This window comes from Geotalea uraniireducens Rf4 (genome assembly GCF_000016745.1).
Classification (GTDB): domain Bacteria; phylum Desulfobacterota; class Desulfuromonadia; order Geobacterales; family Geobacteraceae; genus Geotalea; species Geotalea uraniireducens.
Genome location: NC_009483.1, coordinates 2,327,426 through 2,348,943 on the forward strand (window position 1 = coordinate 2,327,426; position 21,518 = coordinate 2,348,943).

7 protein-coding genes are annotated in these 21,518 nt (G+C 62.4%); 1 reads left to right on the forward strand and 6 read right to left on the reverse strand.

Going from position 1 to position 21,518, the window contains the following annotated elements; genetic code table 11:
• Positions 1–8: 8 nt before the first annotated feature.
• The 6 genes from GURA_RS10175 to GURA_RS24640 all read right to left on the reverse strand — a co-directional run bounded on the left by GURA_RS10175 (position 9) and on the right by GURA_RS24640 (position 18,770).
• Complete coding sequence (locus GURA_RS10175; protein ID WP_011938902.1) at positions 9–893, reverse strand: alpha/beta fold hydrolase; 885 nt, start codon at positions 891–893, stop codon at positions 9–11.
• Between the two features lie 238 nt (positions 894–1,131).
• Positions 1,132–2,175 (reverse strand): 3-oxoacyl-ACP synthase III, encoded by a 1,044-nt coding sequence (locus GURA_RS10180; RefSeq protein WP_011938903.1) that lies wholly within the window; start codon positions 2,173–2,175, stop codon positions 1,132–1,134.
• A gap of 320 nt (positions 2,176–2,495) precedes the next feature.
• On the reverse strand, positions 2,496–9,542 hold the full coding sequence (locus GURA_RS10185; protein ID WP_011938904.1) for a type I polyketide synthase: 7,047 nt from the start codon (positions 9,540–9,542) through the stop codon (positions 2,496–2,498).
• Positions 9,543–9,544: 2 nt separating this feature from the next.
• A complete protein-coding gene (locus GURA_RS10190) occupies positions 9,545–16,441 on the reverse strand; it encodes a type I polyketide synthase (RefSeq protein ID WP_011938905.1) in 6,897 nt (2,298 codons plus the stop codon).
• A complete protein-coding gene (locus GURA_RS10195) occupies positions 16,438–18,102 on the reverse strand; it encodes a PfaD family polyunsaturated fatty acid/polyketide biosynthesis protein (RefSeq protein WP_011938906.1) in 1,665 nt (554 codons plus the stop codon). The genes GURA_RS10190 and GURA_RS10195 overlap by 4 nt, the downstream gene beginning before the upstream one ends.
• 293 nt (positions 18,103–18,395) lie before the next feature.
• On the reverse strand, positions 18,396–18,770 hold the full coding sequence (locus GURA_RS24640) for a hypothetical protein (protein WP_198134547.1): 375 nt from the start codon (positions 18,768–18,770) through the stop codon (positions 18,396–18,398).
• Between the two features lie 28 nt (positions 18,771–18,798).
• Between GURA_RS24640 and GURA_RS22795 the strand changes: the two genes are divergently transcribed.
• Complete coding sequence (locus GURA_RS22795; protein ID WP_011938907.1) at positions 18,799–21,513, forward strand: PAS domain S-box protein; 2,715 nt, start codon at positions 18,799–18,801, stop codon at positions 21,511–21,513.
• Positions 21,514–21,518 lie beyond the last annotated feature (5 nt).

The following is a 21,518-nucleotide window of genomic DNA, read 5'->3' on the forward strand; positions in this document are numbered from 1 at the left end:
CTTGCATGTTAAGTTCGGTCGAGAAACTCGCCGATGAGCGGCACCACTTCCTCTTTCATATCCTCCAGGATGTAGTGGCCGGCGTCGCTATAGCGGTGCACCTCCGCCTCGGGAAAGCGCCGTTGCCACTCGGCGAGGAATGAGCAGTCGAAGACGAAGTCCTGTTCCCCCCAGAATACGGCCATCGGCAGGTTGCGGAACCGGTCGATTCCCGCTGCCACTTCGCTCACCAGGTTATAGTTCCTGTCGCCCGGCGAGAGAGGGATATCCTGGACGAAACGGATGGTGGCGATGCGGTTCTGCCACGTGTCGTAGGGGCGCCGGTAGGCCTGCCGCAGCTCGGCGGACATCGGGTTTTTCTTGCAGCCGACAAAGGAGGCGGCGAGGCTGAAGGCATTGAAGCCTCGCACGAGGAGGGCGCCGAGCCGGGTGTCGCGGCAGATTTTCAGGGCCAACGGGAACGGTTTCTCCTTGGGGAGGTGGAATGCGGCGGTGTTGAGGATGACCAGCCGCTTGATCCGCTTAGGATGGCGGACGGCATAGGCCATGCCGATCATCCCGCCCCAGTCGTGGAGAACCAGGGTGATATTTTTGCTGATCCCCAGGGAATCGAGAAGCCTTTCCAGGTCATCCACCCGCCGGCTGAGGGTATAGTCGTAACGGTCGTCCCCAGGCTTGTCGGAGAAGCCGCAGCCGATGTGGTCCGGGACGATGCACCGGTAGCGGTCGCGCAGGGCCAGGACCAGGTTGCGGTAGTAAAACGACCAGGAAGGGTTGCCGTGGACCATGACCACCGGCTCGCCGCTCCCCTCGTCCAGGTAGTGGTAGCGCAGTCCGTCCAGGTTCAGGTTATGGCCGGTGAAGGGGTAGTATTTTTTTATATCGATGCTCATGGAGTATTAGTTCAATCCTTTTTTATAACTGTGGGTGGAAGAGCCGACGGAATCTCGTCCGTTCCGGTCGAGGACGAGCTGCGGACATGCACCTGTTTCTGCGCTGATCCCCGGAGCAGTAAATCAGCAGGGTTGTGGTACTCGATACAGCGGGCGGGTGTCCGCTTGCCGCTCGGCCTCTTCCTTCACTCCCGAGATCCCGCCGGCTCTTGCTCTTGGGCAGTTTCGGGACCGGTTTTTACCACTCCACGCCCAGCATCAGGCAGTTCAGACCGCTGCCGATGCCGAGGAGAGCGACCCGGTCGCCTGGGGAGAGCATCTCCCGCTCTTCCGCAAGGGCGGCGGTAAGGGGGAGCGAGACGGTTCCCATGTTGCCGAGGAATTCATAGCTGGTGAAGTCCTTTTCCAGGGGGATGCCGAGGGTCTTGAGGATGGCGCTCTGGTGCGCGGAGCCCACCTGGTGGCAGATCACCCGGTCTATCTCTTCGTTTCGCCACCCCACCTCGGGGAGGAACGCCTCCCAGGTGCGCCGCCCCAGTTCCACGCCGTAATTCATGACGTTCACCCCGTCGGTGCTCATGGACTGGGTGTAACCTCCTTTGCCGTCGCTGGTCATCCCCCAGAGGCAGAGGCCGTTGTGTTCCGGGGCCGCCTGGGTGATGCCGCCGAGGAGGCGGCGCCTCTTGGCCGGGGTAAATGAGCCGTCGGTGAGGAGCACCGCTACGGCGCCGGAGCCGCCGGTGAGGGTGGCGAGGGATACGGCGAAGTTGGCCATGTTCCGCTCTTCCAGCATGCGGCTGATCATGATGTCGTTGATCTCCCGGGCGCTCTCGCAGGAGACGACGAGGCCCGCCCTGATCTGCCCCAGCTCGATCCGGTTCGCCACGTCGAGGATGCCGTTCAAAACGCCCAGACAGGCGTTGGAGAGGTCGAAGACCGCTGTGTTCCCCCTGATGCCGAGGCCGGCGGCGACGCGACAGGCAGTGGCCGGCTCGAACTGTTCCCGGCAGACGCCGGTGTAGATGAGAGCCCCGATGTCGGCAGGGGAGATGCCGGAAGCGGCAAGGGCCTTTTTCCCGGCAGCGATAGCCCCCTGGGAGAGCGGGTAGCCCGGCTCCCACCAGCGCCGCTCACGAATGCCGGTCAAGGCCTGCAACTGGCCCGGCGCAAAATGAAGTGCACGGTAGAGCTGCTCCAGACGAGCTTCCAGCTCGGAGGAGGTGACCACCACCGGCGCCAGTTCATAGCCGAGGGCTTCGATATATACTTTGGAATACTTCATGGTTTACCTTCGTATAAATTCAGTTCAATCGTATTTAAATTCAGCAGTGTCAGGTTTTTGCTTACGTCCCGTAGGGACAGAATGCTGGTAGCCGGGGAATTCATTCCCCGGTCATCCAGGCAAAATATCATCACGTCACGTACGTGACGTGGGGGAAAATTGGGATCTGTTCCGGGGGATGAATCCCCCGGCTACATGCGGACGCCCCTAACGGGGCTTGACAACCTTGATGCAAAGACCTAACCGATGACAGCGCTGAAGCGGGCGTCAGATTTGAGATGATAACAAGGCGGCGAGGAGAAAGCGACGAGCCAACGAAGTTAGGGCTCAAATGTGGCGTCATGCTTCACCGTAAAATCATTCATCTGGTAAATTGTCTTTCCGTCCACGGCGAGGAAACCGTCGGCAGTGAGAATCCGCTCCTTCTCGTCCACTGCTGTGATCCATGCAGAAACCGTCACCAGGCTGTTGGTCGGAACGACCTGCCCCCGGTAGAGCCATCTGTGTTTGTGCTCGAGGGCGACGGCGGCGAGGGTATTCCCTTCCCGCCATCCCCAGCGCTCAACGGCAGCGAACTTGACCAGCTGGAGGAACGATTCCAGCCCGAGGGAGCCGGGTGTGACCGGGTCCTGGTAGAAATGGGCCTTGAAGAACCACTCGTCCGGGTTCACTTCCTTGATTCCCCTCATGTAGCCGAGCCCTTTGGGCCCGCCGTCCGGGACGAAGAGTTCGATCCGGTCGATCATCCGGAGCTTCTTTTCCGGGAATGGGGCGGTTTCCGGGTAAGGCAGGCTTCTGCCCCGTGCGATCTCTTCTGCCGTCGGCTGGTACGGGGCGGCGTCCCGCACCCCCACCTGGTCGGCGAGGGCTTCCCGGGAGAAAAAGCCGAACATGGTATCCCCCTCGTAGAGGATTCCTTGCCGGTCTGCCACTGAGAAGTCGTACTCCTGGATAATCATGCCGCCGCTCGTCGCCACCTTCTTCATGGTGGCGGTTGCGGTAAGGGTGCCGCATTCCGGTGTGACCGGCCGATGCTGGACCGCGGTTCCTCCAAGATTGCGGAAGGATATGTCGGTCGGGCTGGTGAGGGCCGAGCCGACGTAGGCTGCGAGCCAGCCGCACGGCTGGAGAGCCGCTTCGAGAAGGACGGCGAAGGGCATGCGCGGCTGGCGCTCTGCGCTGAAATACCATGCGTCGGCGGGGACGTCGTACTGCGCCTCGGCCATGGCGCCGGCGACCATCTGCCACGGCTCGCCACGGACGGCGGTGACCCGGTCCATGAACTGGAACGGCGGGCCGGGGAGGCGGGCAATCTTCCGCTCGCTGTCGAAGATCCGGTACGGCGCGCCGAACCCTTCCGATGGCTTGCCGTTGCTGTAGGCGAGGATCTGCTCCTTGGTGTAGAGCGCAGGTTTGCCGGCAGCGACACCCGTGTAGGGGCGCTGCTTGCCGCGCCCTTGGTCTTGTACGGTGATGCCGGTCATGGGCGCAGCAAGCGGCGCCCCTACGTTTCCGCGCCAAAGGCCGGCCAGTTTTTCCCGGTTGGTCCCGCTAAGGCGCACCGACATGTTGGTGATCTCGACGATCGGCCTGCCGTCGGCGTACATGAGGGCGTCCACGATGGCATACGGCTCCGGCCGGTAACCGAGTTCACGAATGCTCACCTCGTAGGCGGCGATTTTCGTCGTTTCCAGGACCTGCCCCCGGCAGCTGAGCTGGCTCGCCACGCCGGGAACCGGTTCCCAGGCTGCCCCGTCCGCTTCCGCCACCCACCCCATGCGGAGGAGGAAGATGCGCAGCGTGTGGAGGCAGCACTCGTACATGAGAGTGCCGGGCATGACCCGGTCGTCGACGAAGTGGCAGGTGAGGAACCAGTCGGAGGGCGAGATATCCGCTTCGGCGCGAATGGAGCCGAGGCCGTAGCGCCCGCCATTGGGAACGAGCTCCATGACCCGGTGAACGAGGCGCATCTGCCCGCCGGGGATGGTCAGCGGGGTCGTCAGGTTGATGCCGGCGAAGTGCGGACCGAAGCAGCCTGCCAGGTCCCCGGCACGGAGGCGGTCCAACCGGCCTGCATCGTACGATTCCTGCGCCATCGGCACGAGCTCCTGCCAGTCAACGGGTCGGTTTCCAGTGCGGGGGCGAAGGTCGATGTTCGGGCGGACGATCCCCTTGCCGGCGTCCAGTTCGGCGGCGGTAAAGAATCCGGCGCATCCGTCGCGCATGGTCAAAAGCGGCGCGCCGTTCACCGTCGCGTCGAAACGGAAGCGGAAGAGATAGGTCTCCCCCTGGCGGAAGAAGCGCTCGATGCTGATGTCGTAATGTATGGTCTCGCCGGGTCCCGGGAGCTCCCGATGGAAAGTGACCACTGCGTCGAGGAGGCGGTAGACCGCCATCCCCTTTGTGATGAAGTCGATCCCCAGATAGCCGGAGAGGAACAGGTCGGCCTGGCCGGCTTCGACGGCGATACAGGTGGGTATCCGCCCGCCGTCCAGGTACCAGGAGCCGGGATGGATGTCGTGCTCGGTCACCACCCTGCCGCTGGTCATGGATCGCGCGTCCCCTTCCAGCGCGACGATCCGGTCGACGAGCATGAGCGGTTCGTCCGGGAGGCGAACCCGGGTCGGAAAGGAGTCCGCCTCGCTAAAGGCGGGTCCGAGCATCCTGGCAACCTTGCCGCGGGCGAATTCGAGGCACATCTCCCGGTCGAAGACAGCCTTTGGCTGTATCGGCGGTGGTATGATCGGCTGCGGCACGGCTGTCTGACCGTCTTCAATAATTATCCCTGCGGCGGCGAGCTGCTCCTGGAGGGACAACTGAAAAGCCACGGCATCCGCCATGGAGCGGCTGATGCTGTCGGCAACGCGCAGGTATGCGTCGTGGGCTTGGAGCCGCGCTTCCTGGGCAGCCGCAAAGTCGCGGATGACCGGCTCCAGGTAACTTCCCGCGGACCTGTTGGTATTCATAGTCTGTTCCAGCTGAATAGCCCTGACTGGTGCTGCATCCGGAGCTGGAGACGTTGGCGGTGTGACAATCGGCGGTACGGAATATACAGGTGCCGTTGTTTGTTGTCCTGATACCTGCTGCTGAGTTGCCGGTGCGGCAGGTTGCACCCGCCGGCGCGGCGGCTGTGGCGGTTGGAACGCTTTTCCGCCGGACACGACCCGGACCGGTTCCCGCCGTGGAGTTTTTTCGCTGGTTGTCAGAATCTGCACCGGTGCTGCGGCAAACAGCGGATCAAGGTCGACCGGCACACGCTCGGCGACAAGCTGGGCAAGGAAGCGCAGAAGCGCTGATGTCGGGTCTACGCCGGGGTAGCAGGCGGACCTCGCCAAGTGGGGGCGTCCGGCAAGGATGCGGCTGATCATCCTGCTGCACGAACCGCCCGGTCCCATTTCGAGAAAGTGGCGGACCCCGTCATCATATGCTGCCTTGATTACGGCCGGGAAGTCGATGCCGTCAACTGCCTGGGCAAGGATGGAGTCGGCGGCGCTTTTCCGGTTGACCGCGTAAGAGCTTCCCTTGGCGCCGCTGTAGAAGGTTATCCCGGGCGGCGGGGTGGTTTCGAAGAGGTGGAGGTCCCGGTACGGTTCAGCCACTTCCCGCGCCACTTCGCAGTGGACCGTGGTCACCCCGTGGAGGGGGAAGAACCGGCAATCGAGCATGGCAACGAGGCGTTTGACCCCTTTCGCGTCTCCGCCGATCACGCATTCGTCGGGGGTGTTGACGATCAGGAGATAGACCCTCGATGTGGAACGGAGCGCACGGCGCACGGTATGGGCGGGGGCTTCCACCACGCCGATGCTCCACTCCACCTCTTTTCCTTCGCCGAGTCCCCAGGCGCGGCGCGCTGCCCGGCACTCTCCGGCCAGATCATGGGTAAATAGGGTGGATTCGCGCATCCGGGTCAGCATCTCGTCCCTGGCGCGCCAGGCGCCGAGGGCGAATAGACCCGCCGATTCGCCGAGGCTGTAGCCGATCACCGTCTGGGGGTGCACGCCGAAGGACCGGACGATGTCGCTGACAGCGCAGCCTGTGGCGACCTGGCCGAAGATGACGGCTTGATGGTCGTCGTTGATCTCCGCTGGCGGTGCGCCGTTCCAGAAAAGTTCCGGCTGGAACTGGCTGCGGAGGTAGAGATTGTCGGCATCCCGGCGGCGGAATACTTCCGGCCAGCGGGAGGATAATTCCATCCCCATGCCGGAAAAGTGGTTGCCAGATCCGGGAAAGACGAAGGCGATCTTTCCCTCGCGGCCGACAGGGTTGGAGGAGTAAAAGAGCCGATCGCGCAGTGCAGGGTGGACATGCGGATCGTTTCCATTGCCGTCGTTGGCGAGGAGGTGGGCTCCCTGGTCGATGAGTGCGGCGAGTTCTTCCCGGTTTCTGGCGACCATGGCGATGGCGAGCGGCTTCTTGCTTTCCGTATCCTCACGGGTGTGCCATTCCAGGGCAAGTGACGCCAGGTCACGGTTCGGCGCCTCATCTGACTGCCGGCGCAGCAGGTCGAGCCCCCGGGCAAGCTCCGCCTGGTTTTCACCGGTGAGGGTGAAGAGGAACTCTGTGCCGGGGCCGACCGGGGCAATCCGTTCCGGTTCGGCGCGGCGCGGGACACTGTCCCACCCTTCGAGGACCACGTGGCTGCAGGTACCGTCCACGCCGAAGACGCTTACGCCTGCCCGCCGCGGACCGTCAGCGCGGTTGCGAAGCCAGTAGCGCGGTGTACGGGGAAGGTAAAACGGGCCATCGGCCGGCAGTTCCGTGATCGGGTTCTCCACGGCGCGACTGGCCGGGATGATCTCCTGGTAGAGGGCAAGGCAGCCGCGTACAAAGGACGCGAGACCTGAAGCGGCGCCACAGTGGCCGATGTCACCCTTGACACCGGCAACAGCGCAGTGCCGGTTTGCCGGGCCGAAGAAGCCGGCCAGGGCCTTCGCCTCCATCCGGTCCTCAGCGGGGTGACCGCTGCCGCCGGCTTCAATGTAGCCGACTGTTTCGGGCCCGACACCTGCATCGTCGTAGGCCCGTTGCAGGGCCTGGCGATAGGCGGCATCTCCGGGGAGAAGCATTTCGCCGCCGGCAGCGCCGATTCCCTTGATTACCGCATAAATCCTGTCTCCGTCACGCTTGGCGTCTTCGAGCCGTTTCAGGACCACGGCCGTCGCGCCTTCGCCGATAATGCTGCCGTCGGCTTGCTCATCGAAGGGAATTCCCCGGCCGGAGCCGGAAAGGGGGCGTCGCGCGTGGTGGCCGAGGACAGCGCGCAGGTCTCCGGCAAGATCGACGGCTCCAACCAGCGCCCGGTCGATCTCCCTTGCATGGAGGAGCCTGACAGCGGTTTCCAGGGCGCGGATGCCCGAGCCTTCCTCGTTGGAAAGGGTGAAGCTGGGACCCCCGACCCGGAATTCCCGGGCAATGCGGCTTGCTACAACGCTCCCGAGGGCGCCCATGGTCCTGTTGGCCGTCAGGGGGGGGCCGGCTGCGTCACGGAGCGCAGCGGTCCATGATGCCAGATCTTCCGCTGAAAGTTCGAGGCCGAGCTCCTTTTGCCAGGCGTCGGCTTGTTCGGCAAGCGACCAGCGGAAGCTGAAATTCGTCGTGTTGAGGTCGAGGGCGATGCCGATGAAGACTCCTGCCCGCAGGTTCCCGTCCCGGTCCAGGCCTGCATCGGCCATGGCTGCGGCCGCAGTCTGGAGCATGAGGAGTTGCTGGGGGAGCATTTCCTCCATTTCCCGCGGCGGGATGCGGAACTGCTCGGCGGCAACCGCAAACTCGTCCAGGTAATAACCTTTGAACGGGGTCCGGTCGAGCCCTTCATTCCGGAACCAGGCGCTCTTCTCCGCCCCCCACCATTTACGGGGCAGTGTCGGCTCGGCGGACTGATCCCCGCCAAGAACCCGTTCCTGGTACGAGCGGAGCGACTGCCAGGGGCCGAAGCGGGCGTCCATGCCGACCACGGCTATGGGCGTCTGCTGCGGCGGCATTTTTGCCGTCTTGGCGCGAGAGGTGCGTATCGACGCCTTCGGCAACCATTCCTCGACCAGCAGGTGCCCGTTGATGCCGCCGAAGCCGAAGGCGCTGACAGCTGCCCGGCGGGGAATGTTTTCGCCACGTCGCTGCCAGGGTATCCCGGTTGTCAGGACCCGGAAGGGGGTGTTGTCCAGATCCATCCCGGCCGGAGGGGCGGTAAAGTTGGCGGTCGGCGGCAGCATCCCTTCGTTCATGGCAAGCAGGACCTTGGTCAGAGCCGCAGCGCCGGCTGCGGTGAGGAGGTGGCCGATGTTCGACTTGACCGAGCCGATGACACAGTCAATCCCTTCCGGTCGGCTGTCGCCCCAGAGTTCCCGGAGGCTTGCGACCTCTGTTGCGTCCCCCACCGGGGTGCCGGTGGCGTGACACTCGATCAGGTCCACATCCTGCGGATTCCAGCCTGATCGGGCGTAAGCGGCACGCATTGCGCGGAGCTGCCCTTCGGAAAGGGGCGCAAGAAGACTTCCACCCACGTCGTTGGCGAGGCCGATTCCCTTGATGATCCCGTAGATCCGGTCGCCATGGGCCAGGGCGTCTTCGGTTCGCTTGAGGAGGAATATCCCCGCTCCTTCGCCGACAACGAGGCCGTCTCCGGCAGCGTCGAACGGCGAGCAGATTCCCCGGCGCGAAAGGGCGCGAAGCTGGGAAAAACCCATCTGGGTATAGAGGGGATCGGGGCGGGAGAGACCGCCGGTGAGCATGGCATCGGCCCGACCGGCAAGGAGTTCGTCGGCGGCGAGTTTTATGGCGTAAATCGAGGAAGCGCAGGCTGCGTCGAGGGTGCAGCCGCCGCCCCCGAGCCCGAGCGCATGGGCAAGAAGTCCGGCGGGGAGGCCGGCGACGTAACGGTTCATCGGATCGGTCGTTCCACGGTCGAGGGAACGGCCGAGCACATTTTCTTCGAAGGTTCGCCCCAGCCAGCGGCGGGCGAGGAGGGCTGATTTTTCGCTCGGCAGGGCCAGGTTGCCGATGATCACGCCGACCCTGGAGCGGTCTAGCGGCTCCGTGATGCTGTCGTCGAAGGCGCGTTTCCCGGCATGGAGCAGGAGATGGAACAATGGATCGAGACCGGCGACAAACTCCTGATCGATGGCAAGCCCGGTCAGGACGGAGATGGGCGGTATCTCATCGATGAAACAGCCTCGCCGGGAATAAACCCCGTCCGCCGCACCTGCTTCGGGGTAAAAGGCTGCGTCGGCGGGCAAGAGCCATCTTCCGGCCGGAACCTCCCGGGCAGCGCTACGGACGTTGCGGATGTTGTCCCAGAAACGGCCCAAGTCAGGGGCGTCGGGAAAGATGCCGCCGATCCCGACAATTGCTACCGATGGTTTGTGCTGCATACTCAGGCGACCCCCAACCGGACACGTCCCGGCTGCGGCAGCTGGTTGCGCTGAAAGGCCTGTTTAAGGGATGGGTCGATGACGCACTCATAGTCTTCGAGACGGGCAACCAGTTTTCCCGTATGCCGATCGAGGAATTCCATGTCTGCTGTGGCGCTGTGCTCACGCTCGGTGGTGACTCGAATCACCACCTGTACCCCTTCGCGGGGGAATGATTCCTGGAACTGGCGGTAGCGACCGGCAAAGCAGGGGAGGGAACCGGCGCCGAACCGTTCGAAGCTCCAGAGGATCATCAGCTGGAAAGCACTATCGATGACCAGCGGGTCGGTGAGCCATGCGCTCCGGAGCGGCTGCTTGATCCAGACGGCAGGAGCCGGCGCACCCTTGACCATGGCGGCGATTCCCTTTGCCGAGCAGCCGTCCACATGCTCGATGCCGTGCAATTCCGGGCCGTGGAAGAGGCGTTCCCGGTCGTACAGTTCGCCGTTCCGCGGTTCATAGGGGGTGGATGGAATCTCGATGATCGAGCGGATACCTTCGGGGAGCCGTGTCGCCAGCACTATCCCGGCCCGTGCGTGGAGGACGGACCGCCCGTCCTTGCCAACGCTGGTAAGCTCCACCGGCACCAGGTAGGAGGAGTCCCGTTTCTCCGCGCGCCCGGCCAGGACGTGCAGGGTACAGGGGGTGTCCTGCTCGAAAACGACCCCTTTGCAGATGCGCAGGTCGTTGAAGCCGTGGAAGCGGAATCCCGGATTGCCGTGGAGAGCGCCATGGGCGAGCCATTCGGCGATCACCGCCATGGGGAGGACCGCCTTGCCGTCGAGAACGTGGGAACGAAGGAACGGGTAGCCGTCAATGGTAAGGGTCAGGGCGAACGCCTCGGCAAGTGTCTGGGGCCGGGATGGCGAAGAGGCGGCTACCGTCGCACCTGTTGCACCGGCTATGGCTACTATCTCGATCGGCGCGCCTGCCGCGGCGATTTCATTGACGAGGAACTCGCCGCCTGCTGCGAGGCCGATCAGGCCGATCCCTTCGCCGGCGAATACCTTTTTCAGTGCCGGGGTGACCATGCCGCCGTCCCACGGCCCCCAGTTGATGCTGACCGCCCGGCATGCAGGGCGGCGCCGCGTTTCCGCCTGGGCAAGTTTGTTGAGAACCTCGTTAGCCACGGCATAATCAACCTGGCCGATGCGACCGAAGCGGCCGGTGGTGGAGGAGAAGAGGGCGAGGAAACGAAGGTCGTCATCCCGGGTGGCGGCCAGCAGGGTGCGGAGTCCGGCCACCTTGGTGCTGTAAACCCGGGCAAACTGCTCCCGGGATTTGTCGGCGATCAGGCGGTCGGCAAGCACTCCGGCGCCATGGACGATGCCGCGGACAAGACCATGTTCGCGACGTATTTCCACGAGCAGGTTCCTTACTTCCCCCGCATCCCGGATATCGACGGAGCGGTAGACGGCTTTTCCTCCCGCCGCGGCAATCCGGTCAAGGGTGGCGCGGAGTTCACGTCCGGCGATTACCTGCCGGTAGCGCTCTTCGATATCTCTGGGGTGGAGTTTTCCTCCCGCCTGCTCGATGATGGCCCGCTTGATCTGGGCCTCCTCGCCGAGAGACTGGAGCCATGCCGGTTCGGCTGCGGGTTCCGGGCTTCTGCCGAGGAGGACCAGAAGCGGACGGTATGCTTCGCTTAAGGCAACGGCTGTTGCGGCTGTGACGCCCCGGCCGCCACCCGTTATTATCACCACGTCCCCCTCGCGGATGGGGGCGGAAACAGGAGCGGTTGCTGCGGGAAGCTCGGCAAGCTCCAGGGTGATGCGTCCGGTCGGCGTGAGTCCCACTTCAACCGGTCCGGTGCGGAAGAGCTCTTCTGCAACAGCGCGGGCCATTGCGGTGGGTGCGGGGAATTCTCCCAGGTCGATGGCCTTGCAGGTCACCTCCGGCCACTCCCTGGCCGCTGTCTTGGTCAGGCCGGCGAGTCCGCCGGAGAGCGGGTCGCTTAGCGTTGTGTCGCCACCGCAGCCGAAAGCGCCATCGAGGCGTGAAACGGTAACGCAAACGGCGCCTCCTGATTCACCGGCCTGGCGCAGGGCCGGGGCAACGGTTTTCAGGAGAAGGAAGGCATTTTCGAGGAAAAGGTCGGTAGTGCCGTTGACCGGTGCGGAGATGACGAGTCCCGATATTTTACCGGAAGGTACCATGTCCCGGGATTCAAAGCCGGTTATCCTGCGGACGGTGAGACCGCGGCCATGGAGGATGGTGCAGAGTTCGGTCGTGAAAGTGGAACCGTCGTCGGTTACCCAGAATTCACCGCCACTGGTGAGCGCAATTTGACCCGAATCGGCGCTGTCGTTGAGCAGAACCGGCACGATCGTACTCCGGCCGATGGCAGATGGGGCGGAGGTTGATGCCGGTTGCGCTGTAACCGCCGGTGCGGCCTCCGCTTTGGGCTCAGCCGTGGCTGGAGCGCCGGCCAGGTAATGGGCAATCTCCCCCAGGGTCCTGAGCGTGCCCAGGTGCTCGGGGCCGATAACCGGGGCTCCGGGAAGCCTTTCCTGGATGGTGGAGAGGATCTCGACCCTTTTTATGGAGTCGATGCCCAGGTCGGAATCCATCCCCATCTCCATCTCCAGCATCTCGACGGGATAGCCGGTCTTCTCGCTCACCACGGCAAGGAGTGTTTCTGCAACATTGTCGTTTGAAGATGCGGCCACTGCCATAATGGCTGTTGCCGGTGGAGTGGCTGCCGACGTGCCCATCCCTGCGCCGAGATGGGCAGCGATCTCGCCGAGGGTACGAAGCGTTCCCAGATGCTCGGGGCCGATGACCGGTGCGCCGGGGAGCCGTTCCTGGATGGTGGAGAGGATCTCGACCCTTTTTATGGAGTCGATGCCCAGGTCGGAATCCATCCCCATCTCCATCTCCAGCATCTCGACGGGATAGCCGGTCTTCTCGCTCACGACCGCCAGGAGTGTTTCCGCTACGTTCTTGCCGGCCGATATCACCGCTGCCGGAACAACTATCGCCGGGGCCACGGCTGTCGACGGGCTCATCCCTGCGCCGAGATGGGCTGCGATCTCGCCAAGGGTCCTGAGCGTCCCCAGATGTTCCGGTCCGATGACCGGTGCGCCGGAGAGCCGTTCCTGGATAGCGGAGAGGATCTCGACCCTCTTGATGGAGTCGATGCCCAGGTCGGAATCCATCCCCATCTCCATCTCCAGCATCTCGACGGGATATCCGGTTTTCTCGCTCACCACGGCAAGGAGGGTTTCCGCAACGATGTTGCCGGCAGGCGCTGCGAGAGCTTTTGTACTGGCAGCCACCGGGGCGACTGTTGCAGCCGTGTCCATGCCTGCTCCGAGGTGTGCTGCGATCTCGCCGAGAGTCCGCAGCGTCCCCAGATGCTCGGGACCGATGACGGGTGCGCCGGGGAGCCGTTCCTGGATTGCGGAGAGGATCTCGACCCGCTTGATGGAGTCTATGCCCAGGTCGGAATCCATCCCCATCTCCATCTCCAGCATCTCGACGGGATATCCGGTTTTCTCGCTCACCACGGCAAGGAGCGTCCGGGCGATCCGGTCGCCGGCGCCGCTTGTCGCTGCCGGTGCTGCCGGTGCTGCCGGTACTGCGGGTGCTGATAACGCTGCGGAAACGGTCGTGACGATGGGGGCCGGGCCGGCCGGGACAATCGCAGGCTGAATCGGGGGTACCGCAGCAATCGTAGCAGCCGGTGCCGGAGCGACCGCGGAGAAGGGAATCGGTCCGTTTCCTCCCTGGATGAGACGCTGCTGCTGTTCCAGAAGGGTCTGGAACGTCCGCCCTGCCGTTTCCTGCCCTTCGAGGAAGCGGCGATGGAGCTGGGCGGTCTCTTCCTGCATCTTTTGCAGCACTGCCATGCTTTCTCTGGTTATCCGGAGCGACTCGGCGAGCGCCTCATGGGATACCGGCCGGGGTACGGCGGGATATCCGGTTGCCGCTTGATTCGGATTGCCGGGAGGAGCTGCGACGGGCGTCACAGGAGTGGCTGTGTGAGGCACGGCCGCGGCTGGCCGGACGGGGGCGACAGGGGGTCGCTTGGGCTTCGGCTTCACATAGTTGGCCCCGCAGATCGGCACGGTCATGGCCGGCTTCCTGCCGGTATTCGCCGGAGCCTGATACCCTTCATCCCAAGCGGAAAGACGCACTCCGTAACCGAGTACCGTCAGCTGGGCAAGGGTTCGGGCCAGGTCGGCGATGCCGGAACGTTTACCTGCGGAGGCATCGACGGCAACTGCAACGTGCTCCCGGTCCCCGAGGATCGCCTTGACGAGGCCGGTAAGGCGTGCTCCCGGCCCGACTTCGATGAAGGTGCGAACCCCATCTGCATGCATCGCATCTATCTCTGCGACGAACTCCACCGGTTTGGCCAACTGGTTGGCGAGGAGCGCCTTTGCCAGGGCCGTGTCGACCGGATATGCGGCGGCAGTGGTGTTTGCGTAAACGGGGACCTGCGCCCCCTTCAACTCTATATTTGCAAGTGCCGAGAGGAATGGCGCAGCAGCGTCGGCAACGAGGGGGCTGTGAAAGGCTGCCGCTACCGGAAGCTTTTTGCAGGGGAGGTTGCGGGAGGTAAAGACAGCGGCAGCCCGCTCGATCTCAGCGCTGCTACCGGACAGAACCGCCTGGGCCGGGGCATTGCGGTTGGCAACAACCAGGTCGAGTTTCTCCTCGGCGATTACCTGTTCAACGGTTGCCAGCGAGGTGGAAACAGCCAGCATGCTCCCCTTGTCACCTTTCCCCTCGCCCATGAGGCGGCCGCGCAGGCGCGAGAGTTCATGGAGCGCCGCTTCATCGAACCTTCCGGAGGCGCAGAGGGCGGTCAGCTCGCCGTAACTGTGGCCGGCCACGGCTTCCGGGGCCACGCCGAACGATTTCAGTATCTTCATGGCGCCTAGGCTCGTCGCGCCTATGGCCGGTTGGGCTGCTTCGGTGGCGCGCAGGGCTGCTTCCTGCTTTTCCCTGGTCTGGACATCGAATGCGGAAACAGGGTAGATGCGGTCGGAGAGGCGTGTGCCGTCCTGAGACGCGAAGCCGTCATCCGCAGCGGCGAGGGTGTCGAGCATCTGCGGGAAGCGGCAGGCCAGATCCCTGAGCATGCCGGCATACTGGGAACCCTGGCCGGGGAAGAGCATGCCGAGCTTGCCCGGTTTTTCACCGCAGGCAAAGAAGGCCCCGTCCGGGGTATTCCAGGGACTCTGCGGACTTTTGCGCAGCATCGCCCTGGCATTGGCGATGAGCGAGGCCAGGTTCGTCCGCTCCCGTTCAACGACCAGCGCAATGCGGCAGGCGGCGTTTCCGTTGAAAACGGCGCGGGATGTTGCGGCCGCGTTTCTTAGTTCGCTCCAGGCGATATCGGCCGGCACCCCGGCAAGGGCGGTTTCCAATTTTCCGCTGTCGTCTGCGGAAAAGGCCAGCAGCTGAACATTTCCGTCCCAGTCGACTGCCTTTTTCGTCGGCTGGTATTCTTCGAGAACCACATGGAAGTTCGAACCGCCGAAGCCAAAGGCGCTAACTCCGGCGCGCCGCGGCGCTGTTCCACGGCTGAGCCAGGGACGTTTTTCGCTCGCAAGGTAGAAGGGTGTGCGACCGGCGCTCACTTCCTCCAGTGGCTTTTCCACCTTGATGGTGGGGGGGAGGACCTTGTGGTGCAGGGCAAGGGCTGCCTTTATCAGCCCAGCTGCACCTGCCGCAGCCTTGGTGTGGCCGATCTGGGACTTTACCGAGCCGAGGGAGCACCACGGGGTTTCCGCTTCACCGTACACGTCCCGCAGGGCGCTCACTTCCACTGCATCTCCCACCTTGGTGCCGGTGCCGTGGGCTTCCAGCAGACCGATGCTGTCAGGTGTTACCCCTGCCCGGTTATAGGCGTTGATAAGTGCCTTCTTTTGGCCGGTGGCATTGGGGGCGTAGATCGCATCCCCCTTGCCGTCGCTGGATGAGCCGACGCCGCGGATCACTGCGTAGATCTTGTCCCCGTCGCGTTCTGCGTCGGCAAGCCGCTTGATGACCACGATGCCGAGCCCTTCGCCGAGAATGGTCCCGTCTGCTGCTGCGTCGAACGGTTTCGCATTGCCGGTCGGGGAGAGTGCAGGGGTCTTGCTGAAGCACATGTACATGAAAATGTCGTTGAATGTATCGATGCCGCCGGTGACCACCATGTCGGCCTTGCCCGAGGCGAGTTCCATGCTCGCCAGGTGAAGGGCGCTGAAGGAGCTGGCGCAGGCCGCATCCACGACGCAGTTGGTCCCGCCCAGGTCGTACTGCTTGCTGATCCGTCCGGCGACCACGTTGCCGAGGAGACCGGGAAAGGAATTTTCCTGCCATGGGACGTAGGAGTCCGAGATGCGCTGCACGACGTCCGCGGCGACCGTATCGTCCACCCCCGACTCTTTCAGCGCCTGACGCCAGACCGGATGGCCGAGCCGTGCACCGAGGGGGATCACGAGCTCAAGGGTGCCGGTGACGCCGAGTATGACGCTTGCCCGGCTCCGGTCATAGTCCCGCTCTGCACCGTAACCGGCATCCTTGAGGGCATGGCCGGCGGCGACGAGGCCGAGGAGTTGGGAGGTGTCGATCGCCTCCATGATGTTGGGAGGGATGTTGAACTCCATCGGGTTGAAGGGAACCGGTGAAATGAAGCCGCCGCGTTGCCCGTAGGTCATATCGGGGGATTTCGGGTCCCGATCGTAATAATCGGCAATCTGCCAATGGGTCGGGGGAATATCCGAAATTGCGTCGATACCTTCGGTGATATTCGACCAATAGGCATCCGGGTCGTTAGCCTTGGGAAAAAGGCAGCCGATGCCGATAATAGCCAGCGGGGCTTCGCTGGTGGAGAGGTCCGTTTTCACATCTTGCTCTTTCACCTGAGGTACTCCTTGATCTGTGCAATTTCGAGCGGTTCTATGCGCGTCTCCTCCGGCGCGAGGCGGATACCCTGGCAGCGGAGGAAATTGGCGCGGGTGAGCACCGCGGCGCCATGAAGAATGTTGAGGGCAACCGTTACGACTTTTCGCCGGGAGGGGGATTCAAGGCCTGAGCCGCTTGCCCATTCGTTAAATGCGCCCATGGCAGGTCCGCACCATACCTGGTAGTCGATCTTGCGGGACGATTCGCCGTCCTTGGCCCAGTGGGCCGCCTGACCAAGATACCAGCGGAAGACGAGGGCCATCCGGTGCTTGGGATCCCGATCTCCACGCTCTGCCTGGCGCGGGTCGCGGCGCAGGAAGTAGGAGCGGGTATCCCGCCAGATATCATTGAGCGGAGCGCGGAACATGGTCTGCTCCAGCTTCTCCCGCTCGGCAGGGGGAATATCCTCCATGCTGCCGTACGTGCGGTAAATTTCATAGAGCTTTGCGGCACGCATGGGGAACATGGTCCCCCGCTTCAGCACCTGTACCGTCACCCCCATCTCGAACATGTCGGCGGCCGGGGCCATGGTCACATCGGCCTGACGGGTTTCTGCGAGCATGTTGCGCACCTCGTCGCAGGTGCCGGACTCGATGCAGGCCTGATTGACCGAGCCGGTCATGATGTATGCAGCTCCCATGGCAAAGGCGGCAGCGGCCGCGGCAGGGGTGGAGATGCCGCCGGCAAGACCGACGCGGAGTTTCTGCTTGTAGCCGTAACTCGCTTCAAGTTGGGATGCCAGGGAGAGGATGGTGGGAAAAAGGGCAATGGCCGGACGGTTGTCGGTGTGTCCGCCCGAATCGGCCTCGGCGGTAACATCCTGGGCCATGGGAATTTGCGCGGCCATCTCCGCCTGAGCCGGAGTGATCTCTCCGCTTGCGACCAGCTCTCTGAGGAACTTCTCGGGCGGGGGGGAGAAAAACCTGGCGGCCAGCTCTTCGCGGGAAACCTTGGCAATGATCCGGTTCGGGGCGACGATGGCGCCGTCAGGGGAACGGTGAATTCCATGGACGCGATAGCGGACCAGGGGGAGTGTCAGGGCGAGGAAGGCCGAAGCCTCTACGAGTCGTACCCCCTTCTCCATGTAAAGACGCGAGAGTGCGTCCTCCATGTCAGGCTCTTGGGGGGAATGGATGAGGTTGAAGCCGTAAGGGAATTTGTTGCCGGCGAGGCGGCCGATGGCAGCCTCCACAGTGGCGAACGGTAAACCTGCGGCACCGAAGAAGCCGAGCATTCCTTCGCGTCCCAGTTCTTCCGCCATTGCCGCAGAACTGATTCCCTTGGCCATGGAGCCGCCGATGTAAGGGAAACGGAGTCCGAGGTCGGCGCAGAATCCCTGGTCGCCGAGCCGTTCCGGCAGGCATGGCGGGGCATATCCGATGATGGGGTGGCTGTCGTCTTCCGGTTTTACTCCGCCGAACAGTCCGCTTCCGCCGGACTTCGCGACAACGCTGCTGCCGTTGCTCACCAGATAGAGAGGGAGGCGGACCAGACGAAGCGACTCCCTCAGGGTCTTGTCAGGAGCGGTTGAAAGCGATGAATCGGAGCACCACCAGCCGAGGCAGGCATGTTCCGAGGGATGACTGACAGAGTCATTCCTTGGCTGAAACTGGTTCAACTGGATCTCCTATCACCGGCACGTTTTTTATGCGGAAGTACGATGACCAAAGTGGTGCGAACAAATGGGCGGACATGGCACTGGAAGGCAGGCAAATCCGGTGAAAAAAATTAGGCTGGATTCACTTTAATCGACCACATAATCAGTTAAAATGCCTGCAAAATTTAACTTATGACATTTACCTGAAATTGCACAAAAATGCAAGTCAAGACCTCGTTGTCAATGGGTCGATTGTGACGATATGTTTTGATCTTTAAAAGAGATTTAAGGTCGATTGAATCCAAAAACAGCAGTTAGCCACGAATGACACGAATAAACACGAATATTTTTAACCCCTTGTTAAGTCTTGACTCGTCACCGATCTTGTGAGTGTCTTCTGCATCACATGAGCCTGTATATTCGTGCAAATTCGTGAAATTCGTGGCTAAAATGCTTTTTGTAGGATTAATTGTCTTGAACGTTGCCCTCTCTCCTTCGAGTAGTACAATTAAAAAATCAAACTTAATGGCCGGTACGTTGACGCCCCTCACTGCGCAAAGTTCGGAAGAGCGGTGCTTTATCCGAGCCTGATTGCAGCATCCAGCTATTTTCCACATTGCGCCAGGAATGCCCCTTACGGAATTACCTCCACGCACAGAAGCCGGCTGGGCATCTTCGAGCTCTTGCATAATCTGTAACCGAGCAAAGGAGGACCCTATGTCAATATCCGACCTCGACCAGGGAAAGATAAGCCAGGAACAGGAATTGAGAATCCAGCGGCAAATAGCTTTTGCCTCCGGTCTCTTCCAGGGCGATGTGACGGTACGCACCCTTCTGGAGTCGCTCGCCGAAGGAGTCGTCATCGTCGATACCTCCGGGACCATCCTGCTCGTCAATACCACTGCCGAGCATATGTTTGGTTATTCAAGGGAGGAGCTCGTCGGCAAGCCCCATGCCATTCTCATTCCCGAACGTTTGCGCGGGGTCCATGAAGAGCATCAGGCGCATTACTTCGCGGAGCCGAGGCTCAGATCGATGGGTGAACTCCACGATCTTGCCGGACGCCGCCGGGACGGAAGCGAGTTCCCCGTGGAGATCAGCCTGAGCTTTATCGAAACCATAAACGGCGTCCTCGTCATGGCCTTCGTCAGCGACATCACTCTCCGCAAGCAATACGAGTCGCGCCTTCGGGAGAGCGAGGAGCTGTTTCACACCCAGGTGGAATGCGTGAAGGACTATGCGATTTTCATGCTAGATGCAGACGGCAATGTTCTGAACTGGAATGCGGGGGCTGAGCGCCTGAAGGGTTATCAAGGGGAGGAGATAATCGGCAAACCTTTCTCCTGTTTTTATCCCGAAGAGGAGCGCAGCGCGGGCAAACCCGAAGAACAACTGGAAAGGGCGCAACGGGAGGGGCGCGTTGCCGCTGATGGGTGGCGGGTCCGCAAGGATGGGAGCCGGTTCTGGGCCGATATCATCATCACGGCGCTGCGCCTTGATGACGGGAACCTGCGCGGCTTCTCAACGGTGACGCACGACATCACCGAGCGCAAGCGGGCAGAGGATGCGCTGCGCTTCAGCGAAGAGCGCTTTCGTGCCTTGTATCGCGATAACCCGACCATGATCGCTACCATAGATGCCGAGCTTACGATGCTCTCGGTCAATCCGTTTTGCGCCAGCCAACTGGGTTACACGATAGATGAACTGGAAGGACAGCCGGTGCTGAAGATATTCCATGAGGACGATCGCCCGGCTTTGGCCGAGCAGTTGCGGAGGTGTCTGCAGAACCCCGCTCGGGTGTACCAATGGCAGTTCCGCAAGGTCCGCAAAGACGGGGGGCTGCTCTGGGTGGAGGAAATTGCGCAGGCGGTGTATGACCTGAATGGTGCGCTCAACATACTGGTCGTCTGTCAGGACATTACGGACCGCAAACGTACGGAAGATGCTTTGCGGGAGAGCGAGGAGCGCTTCCGCGCCACCTTCAACCAGGCCGCGGTCGGCATGGGCCTCATGACCCCCGATAGCCGCTGGATGCGGATCAACCAGAGGTACTGCGATATCGTCGGCTACACGGAAGAAGAGCTGAAAGCCCTGACCATCAAGGACATCACCCATCCCGATGACCGGGAAGAAAGCCTGAAACAGTTCCATCTCCTGCTGGAGGGGAGGATCGGGAATTATTCCCTGGAGAAACGCTATATCCGCAAGGACGGCTCCATCGTCTGGGTGAATATCACCGCTTCGATGGTGGCCGATGCCGACGGCAAGCCGCGATTTGCCGTGGGTGTCGTCGAGGATATCACCTCGCGCAAGCAGGCGGAGGAAGCCTTGGTCCGGGCAAAGAATGAATGGGAACTGACCTTCGACAGCGTTCAAGACCTCATTGCGATCCTGGATGACCAGTACCGAATCACACGCTTGAACAGGGCAATGGCGAAACGGCTCGGCCGGAAGCCCGAAGAATGCATCGGACTTGTCTGCTACAATGTCATCCACGGGACCGAGAGCCCGCCGGAATTCTGCCCGCACATCAAAACGCTGGATGACGGCCGGGTACACGACGCGGAAGTACACGACGGCCATCTGGCAGGCGATTTTCTCGTAAGTACTACCCCGCTCCTGGACCCGGACGGGAAGATGATCGGCGTAGTGCATATGGCCCGGGACATTACGGAGCGCAAACGGGCGGATGAGGAGATCGAGAGGCTGAACACCGACCTGGCGGCGCGGGCCGACGAGCTGGAGGCCGCAAACCGGGAGCTGGAGGCGTTCAATTACACGGTTGCCCACGACCTGCGCAAGCCGTTGACAGTGGTCAACGGCTACTGCCAGGCAATCCACGAGATGTGCGGCGACAAGCTCTGCGAGCAGTGCACCGGTTACCTCCGGGAGGCTTACGACGGCACGTTGCGCATGAACGGGCTCATCGAAGCACTGCTCAACTTTTCCCGTTTGGTCCACTTGGAACCGCGCCGGGAAATGGTCGATCTATCCCACATGGCGCATGAGGTGGAAACGGAGCTGAAGCTGGCCGAGCCGGAGCGACGGGTCAAGTTCCGGATCACCGACGGGGTTAGTGCCGACGGGGATGCGGGTTTGCTCCGGGTGGTCCTGGATAATCTTCTCGGCAACGCATGGAAGTATACCGACAAGCGAGAGGAGGGGGTCATCGAATTCGGCGTGACGGAGATCGAAGGGAAACCCGCCTGGTTCGTCCGCGATAACGGCACCGGCTTCGACATGGCGGATGCGGACAAGCTCTTTGCCCCTTTCCAGCGCCTCCCCGGAGTCGAAGAATGCAGAGGCTTCGGCATCGGCCTGGCCACGGTGGAGCGGATCATCCGGCGCCATGGCGGGCGGGTGTGGGCCGAAGGGGAAGCGGGGAAGCGGGCGACATTTTATTTTACTTTGGGCGGTGACAGGATCATCTGACGACT

Coding starts and splice junctions, on each gene's coding strand:
- GURA_RS10180 (WP_011938903.1), bottom strand. CDS start 2,175: ATGAAGTATTCCAAAGTATATATCGAAGCCCTCGGCTATGAACTGGCG.
- GURA_RS10175 (WP_011938902.1), bottom strand. CDS start 893: ATGAGCATCGATATAAAAAAATACTACCCCTTCACCGGCCATAACCTG.
- GURA_RS10185 (WP_011938904.1), bottom strand. CDS start 9,542: ATGCAGCACAAACCATCGGTAGCAATTGTCGGGATCGGCGGCATCTTT.
- GURA_RS24640 (WP_198134547.1), bottom strand. CDS start 18,770: ATGCAAGAGCTCGAAGATGCCCAGCCGGCTTCTGTGCGTGGAGGTAAT.
- GURA_RS22795 (WP_011938907.1), top strand. CDS start 18,799: ATGTCAATATCCGACCTCGACCAGGGAAAGATAAGCCAGGAACAGGAA.